Here is a 16,106-nt window from a genome sequence, read left to right as displayed (position 1 = left end):
AGGTTATTTGTACAGTTGGTCTATCTCTGATTTTGGGGCATAGACATAGTTGCCAATCTGCCTTATGGGGATGGAAAATTTTCTGATATGCTTATATACCGTGCCTTCTGTAACACCAAACTTGGTTGTTATTTCACCGATCGTGTAACAATGCTCTGGCTCAAGGTTGTAAAGTTTAGCCTCACTTCTTGTTCTCGGCTTTTGCTCATCAACAGGTCTCAGATTAAAGTTGCGTTCTAAATCTTCTTTACAGATGCGAGTCATCCTTTTTCCCAAGTTATAACTTCGGAGAGCCTTACTTCTAACAAGTCGGTATAGCGTATCTCTGCAAACGTCGTATAGGGCAATAGCATCGGAGATAGAAAGGTAGGGTTGATCCTTGGAAACCTTTGCGGCCTTCTCTCGCCTAAGCTCTTCCAACTTTTCCTCTCGCTTCTTTTGTGAATACGCAGACCTTGAGCATTGTATAGAACAATATCTTGATGTGATTGTCTTGGCAAGAAAGGTCTCCCCACACAATTCGCACTTTCGCTCAATCTGAAATTTTGCAGCTGGCATACGCTTTTCTTATCTATCTGATAATCAATTTTTATTTTTATTTAAGTCGCACTTTATACACTAATAGGTCGCGGCACAAATATGGTACAAATACACGACTAAAATCGATAGAAAACGAAGAAGTACGAGAAACTATAGAAAATAAAAATAGCAGTAAGATAGTAACTTACTGCTATTTACTATTCGATTAATGCTCGTTTGTGAGCGTGATTACTTCACCTCTTCAAAGTCTACATCCGTTACGTTGCCGTCTGAAGCGTCTCCTTTATTGTCTCCGGTCGGGGCGTTTTCGGTCGACGGACCGCCTGTTTGCGCATTTTGTGCGTTGTACAGGTCCTGACTGGCTGCCTGGAATACGTTGTTCAGCTCGGCCGTAGCGGTGTCAATCGCTGCGAGGTCTTGTGCCTTATGCGCTTCTTTCAGCTTATTCAGGGCTGCTTCGATTTGTGACTTTTTGTCGGCTGGCAGTTTGTCGCCCAAGTCTTTCAACTGTTTTTCCGTCTGGAAGATCATGCTGTCTGCCTGATTGATCTTATCGATGCGTTCGCGTTCTTTCTTGTCGGCTTCGGCATTGGCGGCTGCTTCGTCTTTCATTCGTTTGATTTCATCTTCGCTCAGGCCGCTGGAGGCTTCGATGCGTATGCTCTGCACTTTGCCCGTTCCTTTGTCTTTGGCTGATACATTGAGGATGCCGTTGGCATCGATGTCGAACGTTACTTCGATCTGCGGAACGCCGCGTGGTGCGGGTGGGATTCCGTCGAGGTGGAAGCGTCCGATCGATTTGTTATCCTTAGCCATGGAGCGTTCGCCCTGCAACACATGAATTTCGACCGAAGGCTGATTGTCGACTGCCGTCGTAAAGACTTCCGATTTTTTGGTCGGAATGGTCGTATTCGCATCAATCAGACGGGTCATGACGCTACCCATCGTTTCGATGCCGAGGGACAGCGGCGTAACGTCGAGCAATACGACGTCTTTGACATCGCCGGAGAGGACACCACCCTGGATGGCTGCGCCCACTGCAACGACTTCGTCCGGGTTCACCCCTTTGGAAGGAGCTTTGCCGAAGAATTGTTCAACGAGTTGCTGTACGGCCGGAATACGTGTCGATCCGCCGACAAGAATCACTTCGTTAATGTCCGAGGTGGTCAGACCGGCATCGGCCAATGCACGTTTACACGGTTCGAGACATGCCTGAATCAGGCTGTCGGCCAATTGTTCGAATTTGGCGCGGGTCAACGTACGTACGAGGTGTTTGGGAATCCCGTCCACCGGCATGATATAGGGCAGGTTGATCTCCGTGCTTGTTGAGCTCGACAGTTCGATTTTCGCTTTTTCAGCTGCTTCTTTCAGCCGTTGAAGGGCCATCGGGTCTTTTCGCAGGTCGATATTTTCGTCCTTCAGAAACTCTTCGGCCAGCCAGTCGATGATCACATGGTCGAAATCATCTCCTCCGAGGTGCGTGTCACCGTTCGTCGACTTTACTTCGAATACGCCCCCGCCCAGCTCGAGAATAGAGATATCGAACGTTCCTCCACCGAGGTCGAACACCGCGATTTTCATGTCTTTGTTTGATTTGTCGAGGCCATAGGCCAACGAGGCGGCTGTCGGTTCGTTGACGATACGGCGAACTTTCAACCCTGCAATTTCGCCTGCTTCTTTCGTCGCCTGACGTTGTGCGTCGTTAAAGTAGGCCGGCACGGTGATCACGGCTTCCGTCACTTCCTGTCCGAGATAATCTTCGGCTGTCTTTTTCATCTTCTGAAGGATCATCGCCGAGATTTCCTGCGGAGTATAGAGGCGTCCGTCAATATCGACGCGCGGCGTATTGTTATCGCCTCGTACCACCTTGTAAGGGATACGATTGATCTCTTTTTGTACTTGATCGAACGTTTCACCCATAAAACGCTTGATCGAGAAGACCGTCTTTTGGGGATTTGTGATTGCTTGACGTTTGGCCGGATCGCCTACTTTACGTTCGCCCCCTTCCACAAAGGCGACGATCGAAGGCGTTGTACGTTTACCTTCACTATTCGTAATAACCACTGGTTCGTTACCCTCAAGGACGGCAACGCACGAGTTGGTTGTTCCTAAGTCGATTCCAATAATTTTTCCCATATTTATTCTATATTAATGTTTTATTTGCTTCAATATCCTCTATGTGTTAAACACGTTGATTGACAAGCAGCAAATAGTGTGCCAAAAATGATGAAAGCGAAGACTGTCATAATTTCTGACATTTTGGCGTTTTTTTTAAGATGTTGATCTCATCTCGAGTGACATTCCGCCATAAAAAAGGAGAGTCGGAAAGACGCGATCAGAGGCTGTTCAGCAGCTCTGTTTTGCCTTCCTTTATTAATTTAAGGATCAACTCTCCGAAGAGTGTGTTTTGCCAGGCGAACCATTCACGTGTAAAATTCGACGGGTCATCCTTGTGGAACGATTCGTGCATGAAGCCTGTTTCGTTGTCCGTATCCATGAGCATGCGGATGCAGGTCTTGATTTCTATATCGTCTCGGCTGGTAAATGCTTTCATCATGATGGACATCGGCCAAACCATGTCGTAGCCGATATGCGGTCCACCGATTCCTTCGCCGGCTTTACCCTTAAAGAAGTACGGGTTATCTTCGCTCCATACGAAACGGCGCGTATTCTGATAAATCGGGTCGTTGATATCTACGTCGCCGAGGTATGCCATGGCCAGCAGGCTCGGTACGTTGGCATCGTCCATCATCAGTTGGTTTCCGAAGCCGTCTACTTCGAATGCATAGATTTTCCCGTATTTCGGATGATCGTTTACGGCATATTGTTTCAGAGCTGTTTCGACTTCGGAAGCCAGCTCCGTACATTCTTTGGCAAGGTCGTTATTTTGGTTCACTTTGTCCAGAATTTCGGCCGCTTTACGCAGTGAGCTTACGGCGAAAAAGTTCGACGGGATGAGGAATTGCAGGATCGTGGCGTCGTCTGACGGACGGAATGCGGAGGCAATCAGTCCGACCGGTTTTATGGGGTTTCCCCATCCGTAGTTGGGCTGCGTATCTGTCGATACCGCTGTGACACGTTGGAACTTGTACGGTCCGAGGTCGTTCTTGCGTTGTTGTTCTTTAAATGTACGCAAGATGCTTCGTACCGTTTCGAGCCATTGTTCGTTCGTGAAAATGCTTTTATCTCCGGTCACTTTCCAATATTCGTATGCCAGGCGAAGCGGGTAACAGAGCGAGTCGATCTCCCATTTGCGCTCGTGCAGTTCGGGAATCATTTTTGTCAGGTCTTTCTGCCATTCGCCGCCGACAGGTCCATCGTTGAATGCGTTGGCGTAGGGGTCGAGCAGGATGCATTTGAACTGACGGAGGATCACCCCACGAATCATTCGGCGCAGCTCTTCGTCTTTCTTTGCGAACGATACGTAGGGCCATACCTGAGCGCCCGAATCACGCAGCCACATAGCGTGAATATCTCCTGTATAAACGAATGTATCGTCGTCGCCGTCGATGGCGCGGTAATGGACGGTGGTATCGAGCGTGTTCGGGAAGCAGTTTTCGAACATCCATGCCAGCTTCGGGTTAGTCAGCAGTTTTTTGATACGGACAATCTCTTTTTCGATTGCTTTCGACGAGAATAGTCGTTCGGGCACGGGCGGGCGATTCGTTTGGGTATAGTCGGCCGCTACACGTACGGTCGTGTTGTCACGTTCCATGACGAGGTTGGCAGCTTTCGCTTGTGGACAACACAGAAAGAATGCAGTCGCAACAGTCGCTGCCCCCGCGATTTTCAAAGTCTTCTTCATACAGTTATCATTTAAAATAGAGGGGCAAAGATAGGGGTTTTGCTCTGCTTGTGCAATAGATGGCCCGGAGGTTGCCTGACGAAGAGCGTGGGCCTATTTCGAAAAAAAATGAGATGTAGATGTCGTAAGAGAACATCTCCGGACTTAAAAGACCACTATAGTAAGTGTCGTCATGCATTAAAATTTCAATACGTTAACCATAGGAGGGCAGCCTCGTTTGGGAGCATATGATTTTTCACGTACCTTTGTGCGCTTTTTATAAAAGATGAGAGGAACAGAAAGAAATTATTTCGGGCGAATGCTGGCTATCCTGTTGATAACGATGGCGTGTTGTCTTGGATTGTATTGGTTGCCGGATGAACCGTTTGGCATTCCGATCAAGAAAGTGGACATGCTCTCCGACCTGCGCCGTGAGGACGAAGCCCTTTGGGCCGACTCAACGGATGCGATACTGCCAGGGGCACTGATCATCGATTCGCTGTCGTTTTCCGACACGGTAACGATCCGGGGCTTCAACTTTCGGGAGATTACCCGACGAAATGTCACCTATCAAGCGCTTACATCAAGCAGGCTGGAAGATACGACAAGCGTCCGTATCGAAGATTATTCGGCGGGGCATACGGGCTTGTACCGATTTTTTACGTCGTTGAATCGCCTCCGTTCCCTGAATCGTCCCGTACGGATTGCTTTTCTGGGGGATTCGTTTATTGAGGGCGATATCATTGTAGCCGATTTTCGTGCGAAGATGCAGGAGCGTTTCGGAGGACGAGGCGTAGGATTTGTTCCGGTGGCTTCGAAAGTGGAGCAGTACCGCCCAACGGTTCATCAGCGGTCGAAAGGATGGGTCACGCGCTCGATACTTACCGACCGTAACCATAAGTATGTACTTCCGGGCCTGCTCTTCGATGCCGATTCGGAGGCCGGGATAGCCTCGATTTCGTTCAAGACGGTCGATGCGTACCCGCATCTGGACGCGGTTTCGTCACTCAAGTTCATTTATTCGCGCAACATGCAGTCGGAGATACGCTGGATATGCAACCAGTCGAAAGATACGATTGTCAATATGCTGCCGACCACCGATTCGATTGTACAGTATGAGGTGAAGGGTCGGTTTACGGACGGCCAACTGCGCTTCCATAAATCGCATGGACTCCGGGCGCTGGGGATTGCACTCGAAGATAATACCGGGGTAGTGGTCGACAATTTTTCCCTGCGCGGCAATTCGGGAATGACATTATGCGAATTGGATGAGTCGAGTTGCATGGCTTTTCGAAATGTGCGTCCTTATGATTTGATTGTCCTGCAATACGGGTTGAACGTGGTTACGGAAAAAACGAAGGAGTATGGTTGGTATCGCAAGCGGATGGTAGACGCCATCCGTCATTTGCAGTGTTGTTTTCCGGAAGCCGATGTGTTGCTGCTCAGCGTCTCCGATCGCAGCCATTACCGTGACGGCGTTTACCGCACGATGCCGTCGATACGGGCCTTGCTGCGCGCTCAGCGCGAAGCGGCGGTCGAGGCTCGAGTGCCGTTTTGGAGCGTTTTTTCGGCGATGGGAGGTGAAGGAAGCATGGTGCACTACGTGGAGCGGCGCTGGGCGAGTAAGGATTATACGCATCTAAGCTTTCGCGGCGGGCGTGAGCTGGCCGCTTCGTTGTTTGATGCGCTGATTTTAGAAAAAGAGTTTTATGATGAAATGGATAAGAAAACATATTGAATTGAAATGGGGTGTGCTCTTCGTATTCGTGGTTACGCTGACGGTCGGGTTAATCAGCGCTCGAATGAAGTCGGAATCGGAAGAGAACGAACTGACGCCGGTTTTTTTGCACGAAACGGAAGAAGAGGTATGGATGCCGCGCGCTCCACTGACGGACGATGTTCGTTCGAGTCTCTCGTTTGTCATCGATTCGCTTTGCCGGATTACAGATCCTGCACACTCGCTCGATTCTTTTTTGGAAGAGCTGCACCGATTGGCGTCAGGAAGAGACACGACGATCCAGATCGTTCATTTGGGCGATTCGCATGTGCAGGCCGGTTTCTACAGCGGCGAGGCGATGCGTTTGTTGCAACGAACTTTCGGCAATGCCGGGCGTGGTTGGATTGCACCGTATAAGCTGGCACGGGATAACGAGCCGACAGATTATTTTATCACCTCGTCGAAAGTGAGAAACTGGTCCGTGGGACGTTGTACTCGCCGCACATCGGACTGTGCATGGGGACCCGGAGGGATCGGCATTCAGGCCGATGTGTCGGGTGTCGATTTTACGATCAGCATTGCACCGAATAACGGAGCGGGTTACGAGTTCAATCAAGTGATTCTTTATCGCAATGAAGGGACTCTGCCGATGCTTCCTGTCGGGGAGGATGAACGGGTAGAGACTGTCTGGGCAAAGGCGCCTTATTCGCCGGGAGTGATGGTCGATACGTTCAAGCTGCCCACCAAGTCGGGGGAACTGCAGCTTTATACGGCCGCGCAGGGGCGACTGACACCTGCAAGTCTTTCGTCAATAAGGAATTGTTATTACGGTTTTGTGCTCACAAACGGTCAGCCGGGGATTTTGTATCATTCCATCGGGCAGAACGGCGCCATGTTTGTGAACTATACGAATGAGGAGTATATCCGGCAGTTGTCGTTGCTTGATCCCTCGCTGCTGATTGTTACGTTAGGCACGAATGAGACCTTCGGCGCCAACTTCTCGACTTCCGAATTTTTGTTGCAGGTCGACCGCTTTGTGCGTTTGGTCAAGGCGTACCTGCCTTTCACCGCTTTGGTGCTGAGTACGCCGGCCGAGAGTTACCGTTCGGTGCGTGGGCGACGTGGAAAGCGGAGTTACAAACGTAACGAAAATATCGATCTGGCGGCACGTGCTATCAAAGAATATGCCTGGCGCGAGGGAGTTGCCTGCTTCGACTTGTACGGGATGACTGGAGGAGCGAATTCGTGCGAACAGTGGCTGGCTTCGGATCATTTGGGGCGCGACCGTATTCATTTCAATGTGGCCGGTTATCAGGAACAGGGCAAATTGCTTTATAAGGCGCTTCTCCGTAGTGAATTGGATTATCGAAAACGGATGTCTTTATGAGTCTTTTGTCGTTTCTTTCAGAGACGATCTCTTCGGGAATAAAAACCGGTATGCTGTGGGAGCGTATCGGTTCGCTGTTGCGCTATCAGCCGGATGCGCCGATGCTCTTCAGTACGGGACTGTTCTTTTTTCTTTTTATCGTCTTCTTTGCGGTTTACTGGTCGTTGCGTCGGTCTACGACGACCCGTATCGTTTACGTCGCGCTTTTTTCCCTGTACTTTTATTATAAGAGTAGCGGTCTGTGGTTTGTCCTGCTGATTTTTACGGCCACGTCCGACTTTCTGATTGCCCGCGCGATTGCGCAAACTTCGCACAAGGGCCTGCGCAAAACGTGGGTGGTGCTGAGTATATGTATCAACATCGGAATGCTGGCCTACTTCAAGTACACGAATTTCCTTTACGATGTGGGCGTGATGCTGCTGAGCAGTATGGGGCAATGGATGGGCATCCGTGAACTGGCACAGTTGAATTATACTCCGTTAGATATTTTCCTGCCGGTCGGTATCTCGTTCTTTACGTTTCAGTCGCTCAGCTATACGATTGATGTATACCGCAAACGTCTCGATCCGTTGAGGCGTTGGATCGACTATCTGTTTTACGTTTCGTTCTTCCCGGGCTTGGTTGCCGGGCCGATTGTGCGGGCACGCGATTTCATCCCGCAGATGTTTCGCAGTCCGAGGCTGTCAAAGGAGCATTTGGGCGAGGGGCTTTACCTGATCCTCTGCGGTCTGTTCAAGAAATGTGTGATCTCCGACTACATCAGCATCAACTTTGTAGATCGTATTTTCGATGCGCCTACGCTCTATACCGGTCTCGAAAATTTGTTCGGGGTATACGGATATGCTCTTCAGATTTACTGCGATTTTTCAGGCTATTCCGATATGGCCATCGGCATAGCGTTGCTGATGGGAATTCGTTTCAACGTCAATTTCGATTCACCTTATCAGTCGGCCACCATCACTGAATTCTGGAGGCGCTGGCATATCTCATTATCGAGCTGGTTGAAAGATTACCTGTATATCTCGATGGGCGGAAACCGTAAGGGAAAGTTTCGCACCTATGTACATCTGGTTGTGACGATGTTGTTGGGCGGTTTGTGGCACGGCGCTTCGATGCGTTTTATTTTGTGGGGTGCCCTGCATGGTGTTTCGCTGGCTGTGCATAAGTTTGTGATGGGGCATTTCAGCAGCTTCAAGCCGATGGGAGAAGAGATGTCTTTGTTTCGTCGAATGCTCGGTATGATTTTGACGTTTCATTTGGTATGTCTGGGCTGGGTCTTTTTTCGGGCCGATACGGTACAAATCGGGAGGGATGTGCTGATGCGGATCTTCACTGATTTTCATCCGGAGGTTTTCACACAGTTCATCGTCGGCTATCCGGGTGTTTCGATCCTCATGGCTACAGGCTACCTGCTTCATTTCATACCCAAGCACATTGATTGGAAGATGCAACGTGTAGTGACGGACTCCCCCATGCTGTTTCAGGCCTTGTACCTGCTTCTGGCGATCTTTGTGGTCATACAGGTGAAAAGTTCCGGCGTGGTTCCGTTTATTTATTTTCAATTCTGAACGTTTGTTGTCGATATGTGATTCTTCTTTTATAAAACAAATACTTAAAAATGAAAAGAATATTTTCTTTTGTTTGGAGAAGGGCGGTGATGGATATCGGACGGAGGGGATACAACCATCGGAGGAGGTGAACTATTTCTGCCCTAAAAATGTTGAAAGGATACGATGACAGTTCACGTTCCGAAAGTAAAACAAGCTTCGTCCGTTCCGGTATCGACGGAAGTTCATGAATATATACTGGACAATGGTTTGACGGTCTGGCTGAACGAAGATCACAGTCAGCCGAAAGTTTTTGGAGCCGTAGTAGTCAAGGCCGGTTCGAAGGATTCGCCGAATACGGGTATTCCTCATTACTTCGAGCATATGATGTTTAAAGGGACGGATAAGATCGGGACGATGGATTATGCAGCGGAGAAAGTATTGCTTGACGCCATTGCCGGAAAATATGACGAATTGGCGTGCACGAAAGATGTGAAGGCACGCGCTATCATTCAGCAGTCAATCAACGATTTGAGCGTGCGGGCTGCCGAATACGTGATTCCCAACGAATTTGACAAACTGATTACCAAATATGGAGGCTCGAAGTTGAATGCGGGCACGTCGTACGATTATACCGTATATCACAATCTTTTTTTGCCACAATATACGGAACAGTGGGCGGAACTGAACAGCGAACGTTTGTTGAACCCCGTATTTCGTATGTTTCAGAGCGAATTGGAGACGGTTTACGAGGAGAAAAACCGGCGAGACGACATGATTCTCAACCAGGCCATCGAGAAGTTGATGGAGACTTATTTTCGTCCGCATCCCTACGCCTATCCGATTATCGGGAGTGCGGAGAACCTGAAAAACCCGCGCCTGTCGGAGATGCGCAAGTTCTTCGAAGCTTATTATGTATCGTCGAACATGGGGTTGATTCTGAGTGGCGATTTCGATACGGAACGGGTGCTTCCCATCTTGGAGCGAACGTTCTCACGCATCCCGCGCGGTGTCGTTGAACCGGTATCGTCGGTGAAGATTCGCCCGTTTCGCGGTCGGGAAAAGACGACGGTGAAGGTTCCGCTTCCTTTGCTAAAGGCGGTGGCGCTCGGTTTTCGCGGTGTTCCGGCCAACCATCCCGATCAGACTGCGTTCGACGTGGCAGTCGGCATCCTTAATAACTCGAACGGTACGGGGTATCTGGACAAACTGATGGTGGACCGCCGGGTGATGGGTGCGATGGTAGGCGGAGAGTCGTTTAACGAGGCCGGATTTATCGGGATTGTGGTGGTGCCGAGGTTGTCGCACACGTGCCGCTCGGCCGAAAAAATGATCTGGCGCGAGTTGGAGCGTGTGAAAAAGGGTGATTTCACGGATGAGATGTTCAACAGCCTCAAACGTGAGCAGCTACGTCGTCATCTGACGGAGCTGGAGGATATCGACTCACGCAGTCAGGTGCTGGTGCGTCTGTTTTCGCAGGGCAAGACGTGGGCGGATTATCAGGAAGAGTTAGACCGTGCCGAGACACTGACGAAAGACGACGTGGTGAAGGTGGCCAACCGTTATTTCGGCGATAATTATCTCTATGTCCGCAAAAAGACGGGGCGTTATACCAAGACGCACTTGGCTAAGCCCGATTTCGCCCCCATCGTTCCGCGGCATGCCGATGCCTCGTCAGCATATAGTAAGCAATTAGACGCAATTCCCGTACAGGAAGTCCGGCCGCGTTATGTGGACTTCGACCGGGATGTGCAGACGCTTCATTTGACGCCGCGCACGACCTTGTATGTGACGCCCAACCGGGTGAATCATATTTTTACGCTTAAGCTCTCTTATGGGATCGGGCTGATCGAGGAGCCGAAGCTCAAACTGCTGGCCGGGTATATCCCGCTGTTGGGCACAAAGTCGCAATCGTTCGAAGCCTTGCGTATGCGGTTGCAGACGCTGGGAAGCACGCTCGATCTGGATGCGGACAAACACAGTTTGACGTTCAAAATTACGGGCTTTGACAAAGCTTTTGATGAGACGCTGCAGGTGGCCGGTGATTTTCTGGCGAATGTATCTCCCGATGACCGGAAATTGAAAACCCTCGTCGACGATGCGAAGGTGGCCGAAAAGGCATTCTTCAAGTCGAACAACGAGGTGGCCGAAGCGTTGTTCGAGTACGTACAGTATGGCAGCCTGTCACAATACCTGACCAAACCTTCGTTCAAGGAAGTCAAGCATATCCGGGGAAGTGAGCTGGTCGATCTCTTTTACCGTGCCACGCAGGTGGCCTGCACGATGCACTATTGCGGGACGCTGGAGGCCGAAAAGGTGGCGGAGCATATCTCCCGTTTGCTCCCGCTGGGGAAGATGATCCGTCCGTCGCTCTCGCCCGTCTGGCGCGATTTTGTGACGTACGAGAAGCCATTCGTTTTCTTCTATCACATGCCTGATGTGTTTCAAAACATCATCTACGCTTATATGGCGTGCAAGCCGCTCGATACGCTGAAGAAGAGGCACGAGGCAGACCTGTTTTCGCGTTATTTCGGCGAAGGCATGTCGTCACTCATGTTTCAGGAAATCCGCGAGTTTCGTTCGCTGGCGTATTATACCTCAGGCGCTTATCGTCTGCCGCCTTATTGTCTCTCCGACAAACCTTCCCGTTTCGTAGCCTATCTCTCTACGCAATGCGACAAGACGATTGATGCCTTGAACGTGCTCAACACGCTGATACAGGAGATGCCCGAACGCCCCGAACGCATCGAGGCGCTGATCCGAGCAAGCATTAACTTCACGAACAACGAATACCCGGCCTTCCGCGACATCTCCACCAAAATTGCCGATTACCGCCGCGACGGGTATACGGAAGACCCGAACCGATTGCTGCTCGACGATATCGGCCGTATGAGTATGGACGACATTGCACGTTTCTACCGTTCTCATGTGCAGGGACGCACGCTCGTCTATGTCATCGTCGGCAACTCGCGCAAAATCGACATGCGGCGTCTTGCCGCGTTCGGAAACGTCATCCGAATAAAAAAGAAAGATTTCTATCGCTGACCGTACACGTTCTTTTCGAAGTATTTGTGTAACTTAATGCATATAAAACAATAGCAATAATTAAGCCAATTGTCCCCCCCCATGACTTGCAAGCCCTCTATATCCAAAACTAAGTTCTCCAAGTGCTCACCTGACTCTGTTGTTTGTATCCATGGCGCAGGGAAGGGCTTTATAGAAATCGTTGATCTTCTTCACGGCCGAGCAGGGGGTATACGCGTCGTGGCAGTAGACGACGATCTGCCCGTTGGAGGACGCTTTGTCGAGCAGGTGCACTTTGGCGTAGTAGGTTTCTAACGGACGAACATCGTACGCAGAAATCCATGTCGGAGAGAGGTGGGCGGAGGTAGGAATAACATCACCGGCAAAGATGACGGTGTGAGAGTCTGTCTCCACATCAATTACGATCTGTCCGGACGTATGTCCGTCGAACAGACGCAACCTGACCTCCGGCGTAAGAAACGTCTCGTCTTTGATTAGATGTAATTTGCCTGACTCGCGAATGGCCTCCATATTCTCCGGGAAAAAAGAGTCACGTTCGAGAGCGTTGGGATGAAACGCTTCGTGCCATTGCGCTTCGCTCACCCAGCACGTCGCATTCGGATAGGCCGGGATGATTTGTCCGTCTTCGCCGTATCGGGTCGTACCTCCGCAATGATCGAAATGCAGGTGGGTCAGCACGACGTCGGTCACGTCATCGGGACGGATGCCGTATTGTCGGAGCGCCTTATCGAGATCCGTCAGTTCGTGAAAGCGATAGAACGAGGCTTTCAGTTGGTCGGTATGCTTGTTGCCGATGCCGTTATCGATCAGGATCACTCGTCCGCAGCGGGTGGTTACGAGCCCGACGTGCATGGCGAGCCGGCAACGGTTTTGCGCATCAGCCTTGTAGCGACGCTTCCACGCCGATTGCGGGGTGGCGCCGAACATGCAGCCCCCGTCGGCATAAAAATAGCCCGTATGGATGAGTCGGACGGATGTTTTCATCGTTTATCGTATTGTTTCTTCGGCAAAAGTACGATTAAATTGCTTGTTTGCAATTGACATTTGTCCGGAAGTTGCTACTTTTGTACCCGCTATGATAGTGGCTCAACAGAAAAGAAAGGAAAATATGGTCGAATATCTGCTTTACATGTGGCAGGTGGAGGACCTGATCCGTGCCAACGGATTGGATATCGACAAGATTCGGGAGACCCTTATCGAACAGTATGACCAGCCGGCGACGGTAAAGGCCGAAATAGTTCGCTGGTATGAGGAGTTGATAGACATGATGCGTAACGAAGGAGTGACGGAACGCGGGCATTTGCAGATCAACCGGAATGTGATTCTTTCGCTGACGGAGTTACATCAGTCACTGCTCACAGATCCGCGTGAAACGACGTATGGCGCCTTGTACTACAAAACCTTGCCATCGATCGTGCAGTTGCGTGCCAAGGCGGGAGGCGCCGAGATGCCGGAGATCGAGACCTGCTTCACCGCCCTCTACGGTTATCTGCTGCTGCGGATGCAGGGCAGGCCCGTCAGTGCCGAGACACAGGAAGCGATGAAACAGATTCATACGTTTCTCTCTTTTCTGGCTGCCAAATACAAGGAATCGGAAACGGTATCCTGACAAAAAAAACGAGAACAGGATGAAATCAATTTTGGTAACGGGTGCGAACGGACAATTGGGAAGCGCCCTGCAGCAACGGGCGAATCATCACCCGGAATGGACGTTTTATTTTACCGATGTCGATGCACTCGACATTTGCGACAAAGCGCAGTTGACGGAATACGTACATGCCAACGGCATCGGGTATATCTTGAACTGTGCGGCTTATACGGCCGTTGACAAGGCTGAGGACGATGCCGAACGGTGCATGCGGATCAATCGTGATGCGGTGCGCAACATCAGCGAGGTAGCGTCTGAGCACGGTGCGCATGTCATTCATATCTCGACCGATTATGTGTTCGACGGACGGGGACAACGCCCTTATCGCGAAGACGACCCGACGGCGCCCACGTCGGTTTATGGCCGTACCAAACTGGCAGGCGAACAGGCCTTGCAGGAAGTCCTTCCCGATGCGGTCATTATCCGCACGGCATGGCTCTATTCGGAGGTCGGGCAGAACTTCGTTAAGACGATGCTGCGTCTCGGCGCTGAGCGGAGCGAGGTGAGCGTCGTAGCCGATCAGGTGGGAACGCCCACGTATGCCGGCGATCTGGCCGATGCCATGCTGAAGATACTGGCGCATCCGGTATGGGCGCCCGGCATCTATCACTTTTCGAACGAGGGCGTATGCAGTTGGTACGACTTTGCCCGGAAGATTATGGAGATGGGCGGTCGCAGATGCACGCTTCACCCGATCACGACGGACCAATACCCCACGCGGGCGACCAGACCGGCCTACAGCGTACTCGACAAGACGAAGATCAAACAAGTGTTCGGCCTCCGGATACCGGCGTGGGAAGAGAGCTTGGCCGGATGCGTCCACACCTTGACGGCAAATATTTAATCACAGAAAAAATGACTTTGACAGACGAAATACATCGGCGCAGAACATTTGCGATCATCAGTCACCCCGACGCGGGGAAAACGACGCTTACCGAGAAGCTCCTCCTTTTCGGAGGCGCCATTCACGTGGCCGGCGCCGTCAAATCGAACAAGATACGCCGCACGGCAACTTCCGATTGGATGGAGATCGAGAAGCAGCGCGGCATCTCGGTGGCAACTTCGGTGATGGCTTTCGATTACGAGGGATATAAGATCAATATCCTCGACACCCCCGGTCATCAGGATTTTGCGGAAGATACGTTCCGCACGTTGACGGCGGTCGACAGTGTGATCATCGTTGTCGATGCGGCCAAGGGTGTGGAAGCGCAGACCCGTAAGCTAATGGAAGTCTGTCGGATGAGAAAGACTCCCGTGATTGTTTTTGTCAATAAGATGGACCGCGAAGGGAAGTCGCCGTTCGATCTGCTCGACGAGATTGAGAGCGAACTGAAAATCAGCGTTCGCCCGTTAAGCTGGCCGATCGAGATGGGCGTGCGTTTCAAAGGCGTCTATAACCTTTACGAACAGAAACTCGATCTGTATATGCCGAGTAAGCAGACGGTGACGGAAAGTATCGAGTTTAAAGATATCGACAGCCCTGAGCTGGAAAAGCATATCGATGCTTCGCTGGCTGAGAAGTTGCGGGCTGATGTGGAACTGATCAATGGGGTCTATCCCGAATTCGACAAGGCGACGTACCTGAAAGGCGATGTGGCTCCGGTCTTTTTCGGCTCGGCCTTGAATAATTTCGGTGTGCGCGAGTTGCTGAACTGCTTTGTACGTATCGCCCCGCCGCCTTCCCCGGTGCAGGCTGTCGAGCGGATCGTTCGTCCGGACGAAGAGGCGTTCTCCGGATTTGTCTTTAAGATTCATGCCAATATGGATCCGAATCATCGCAGTTGCATCGCGTTCGTGAAGATTTGCTCGGGACGGTTCGAGCGGAACGCGAACTATAAGCACGTGCGTTTCGGGAAGATGATGCGTTTCAGCAGTCCGACGGCGTTTATGGCGCAGCGTAAAGAAGTCGTAGATGAAGCGTTTGCCGGCGATATCGTCGGGCTGCCCGATACGGGAAACTTCAAGATCGGTGATAGTCTGACCGGAGGTGAAGAGCTGCATTTCAAGGGACTTCCGAGCTTCTCGCCCGAGATGTTCAAATACATCGAGAATGCCGATCCGATGAAAGCCAAGCAGCTTAACAAAGGCATCGATCAGTTGATGGACGAAGGAGTAGCCCAGCTGTTTACGAATCAGTTTAATGGTCGTAAGATTATCGGTACGGTCGGGCAGTTACAATTTGAAGTCATTCAGTACCGCCTGCTCCACGAGTACGGAGCGCAATGCCGCTGGGAACCGATCAACCTTTACAAGGCATGCTGGATAGAAAGTGACGATAAAGCAATGCTCGACAGTTTCAAGAAGCGTAAGGCGCAGTATATGGCTGTCGACCATGAAGGGAGGGATGTGTATCTGGCCGACTCGGCGTATGTGCTGACGATGGCGCAGCAAGATTTTCCGGAGATACAATTCCACTTTACATCCGAATTTTAACAGAC

The 16,106-nt window shown here is 50.9% G+C and carries 11 protein-coding genes; 7 read left to right on the top strand and 4 right to left on the bottom strand.

Features of this window, described 5'->3' with window-relative positions; genetic code table 11:
- Positions 1-3 precede the first annotated feature (3 nt).
- From BFO_RS03010 to BFO_RS03000, 3 genes are all read right to left on the bottom strand, one after another.
- Entirely contained in the window at positions 4-558 is a 555-nt protein-coding gene (locus BFO_RS03010) for a helix-turn-helix domain-containing protein (protein WP_041590621.1), read from the bottom strand.
- 210 nt (positions 559-768) lie between these two features.
- Positions 769-2,676, bottom strand: coding sequence for a molecular chaperone DnaK (gene dnaK, locus BFO_RS03005; RefSeq protein ID WP_014224119.1), 1,908 nt, complete (start codon positions 2,674-2,676; stop codon positions 769-771).
- Positions 2,677-2,875: 199 nt separating this feature from the next.
- The gene (locus tag BFO_RS03000) at positions 2,876-4,345 is read right to left on the bottom strand and encodes a glycoside hydrolase family 125 protein (RefSeq protein ID WP_014224118.1); all 1,470 of its coding nucleotides are present in this window, start codon (positions 4,343-4,345) and stop codon (positions 2,876-2,878) included.
- A 265-nt stretch (positions 4,346-4,610) separates the two neighbouring features.
- Here BFO_RS03000 and BFO_RS02995 point away from each other — a divergent pair, with 265 nt between their 5' ends.
- The 4 genes from BFO_RS02995 to BFO_RS02980 all read left to right on the top strand — a co-directional run bounded on the left by BFO_RS02995 (position 4,611) and on the right by BFO_RS02980 (position 12,020).
- Positions 4,611-6,062, top strand: coding sequence for an SGNH/GDSL hydrolase family protein (locus tag BFO_RS02995; protein WP_041590620.1), 1,452 nt, complete (start codon positions 4,611-4,613; stop codon positions 6,060-6,062).
- Complete coding sequence (locus BFO_RS02990) at positions 6,034-7,428, top strand: GDSL-type esterase/lipase family protein (RefSeq protein ID WP_141728744.1); 1,395 nt, start codon at positions 6,034-6,036, stop codon at positions 7,426-7,428. Before BFO_RS02995 ends, BFO_RS02990 begins: the two co-directional genes overlap by 29 nt.
- A gap of 50 nt (positions 7,429-7,478) precedes the next feature.
- Positions 7,479-8,996: an MBOAT family O-acyltransferase gene (locus tag BFO_RS02985; RefSeq protein ID WP_041591071.1), complete on the top strand. Its 1,518-nt coding sequence runs from the start codon at positions 7,479-7,481 to the stop codon at positions 8,994-8,996.
- A 165-nt stretch (positions 8,997-9,161) separates the two neighbouring features.
- Positions 9,162-12,020: a M16 family metallopeptidase gene (locus BFO_RS02980; protein WP_014224113.1), complete on the top strand. Its 2,859-nt coding sequence runs from the start codon at positions 9,162-9,164 to the stop codon at positions 12,018-12,020.
- 126 nt (positions 12,021-12,146) lie between these two features.
- Here the strand turns inward: BFO_RS02980 and BFO_RS02975 are convergent, their stop codons facing one another.
- Positions 12,147-13,004 (bottom strand): MBL fold metallo-hydrolase, encoded by an 858-nt coding sequence (locus tag BFO_RS02975; RefSeq protein ID WP_014224112.1) that lies wholly within the window; start codon positions 13,002-13,004, stop codon positions 12,147-12,149.
- Between the two features lie 91 nt (positions 13,005-13,095).
- Here BFO_RS02975 and BFO_RS02970 point away from each other — a divergent pair, with 91 nt between their 5' ends.
- From BFO_RS02970 to BFO_RS02960, 3 genes are read left to right on the top strand one after another with little or no spacing between them, the layout of a single operon-like run.
- Positions 13,096-13,629, top strand: coding sequence for a DUF4924 family protein (locus tag BFO_RS02970; protein WP_041590619.1), 534 nt, complete (start codon positions 13,096-13,098; stop codon positions 13,627-13,629).
- Between the two features lie 19 nt (positions 13,630-13,648).
- Positions 13,649-14,512, top strand: coding sequence for a dTDP-4-dehydrorhamnose reductase (rfbD, locus tag BFO_RS02965; RefSeq protein WP_014224110.1), 864 nt, complete (start codon positions 13,649-13,651; stop codon positions 14,510-14,512).
- An 11-nt stretch (positions 14,513-14,523) separates the two neighbouring features.
- Complete coding sequence (locus BFO_RS02960; RefSeq protein WP_014224109.1) at positions 14,524-16,101, top strand: peptide chain release factor 3; 1,578 nt, start codon at positions 14,524-14,526, stop codon at positions 16,099-16,101.
- The last annotated feature ends 5 nt before the right edge of the window (positions 16,102-16,106 follow it).

Origin of the sequence: Tannerella forsythia 92A2 (assembly GCF_000238215.1) — a bacterium.
Classification (GTDB): domain Bacteria; phylum Bacteroidota; class Bacteroidia; order Bacteroidales; family Tannerellaceae; genus Tannerella; species Tannerella forsythia.
Note: the sequence above shows the minus strand (reverse complement) of the source record. Positions and strands in the feature narration are given on the sequence as shown.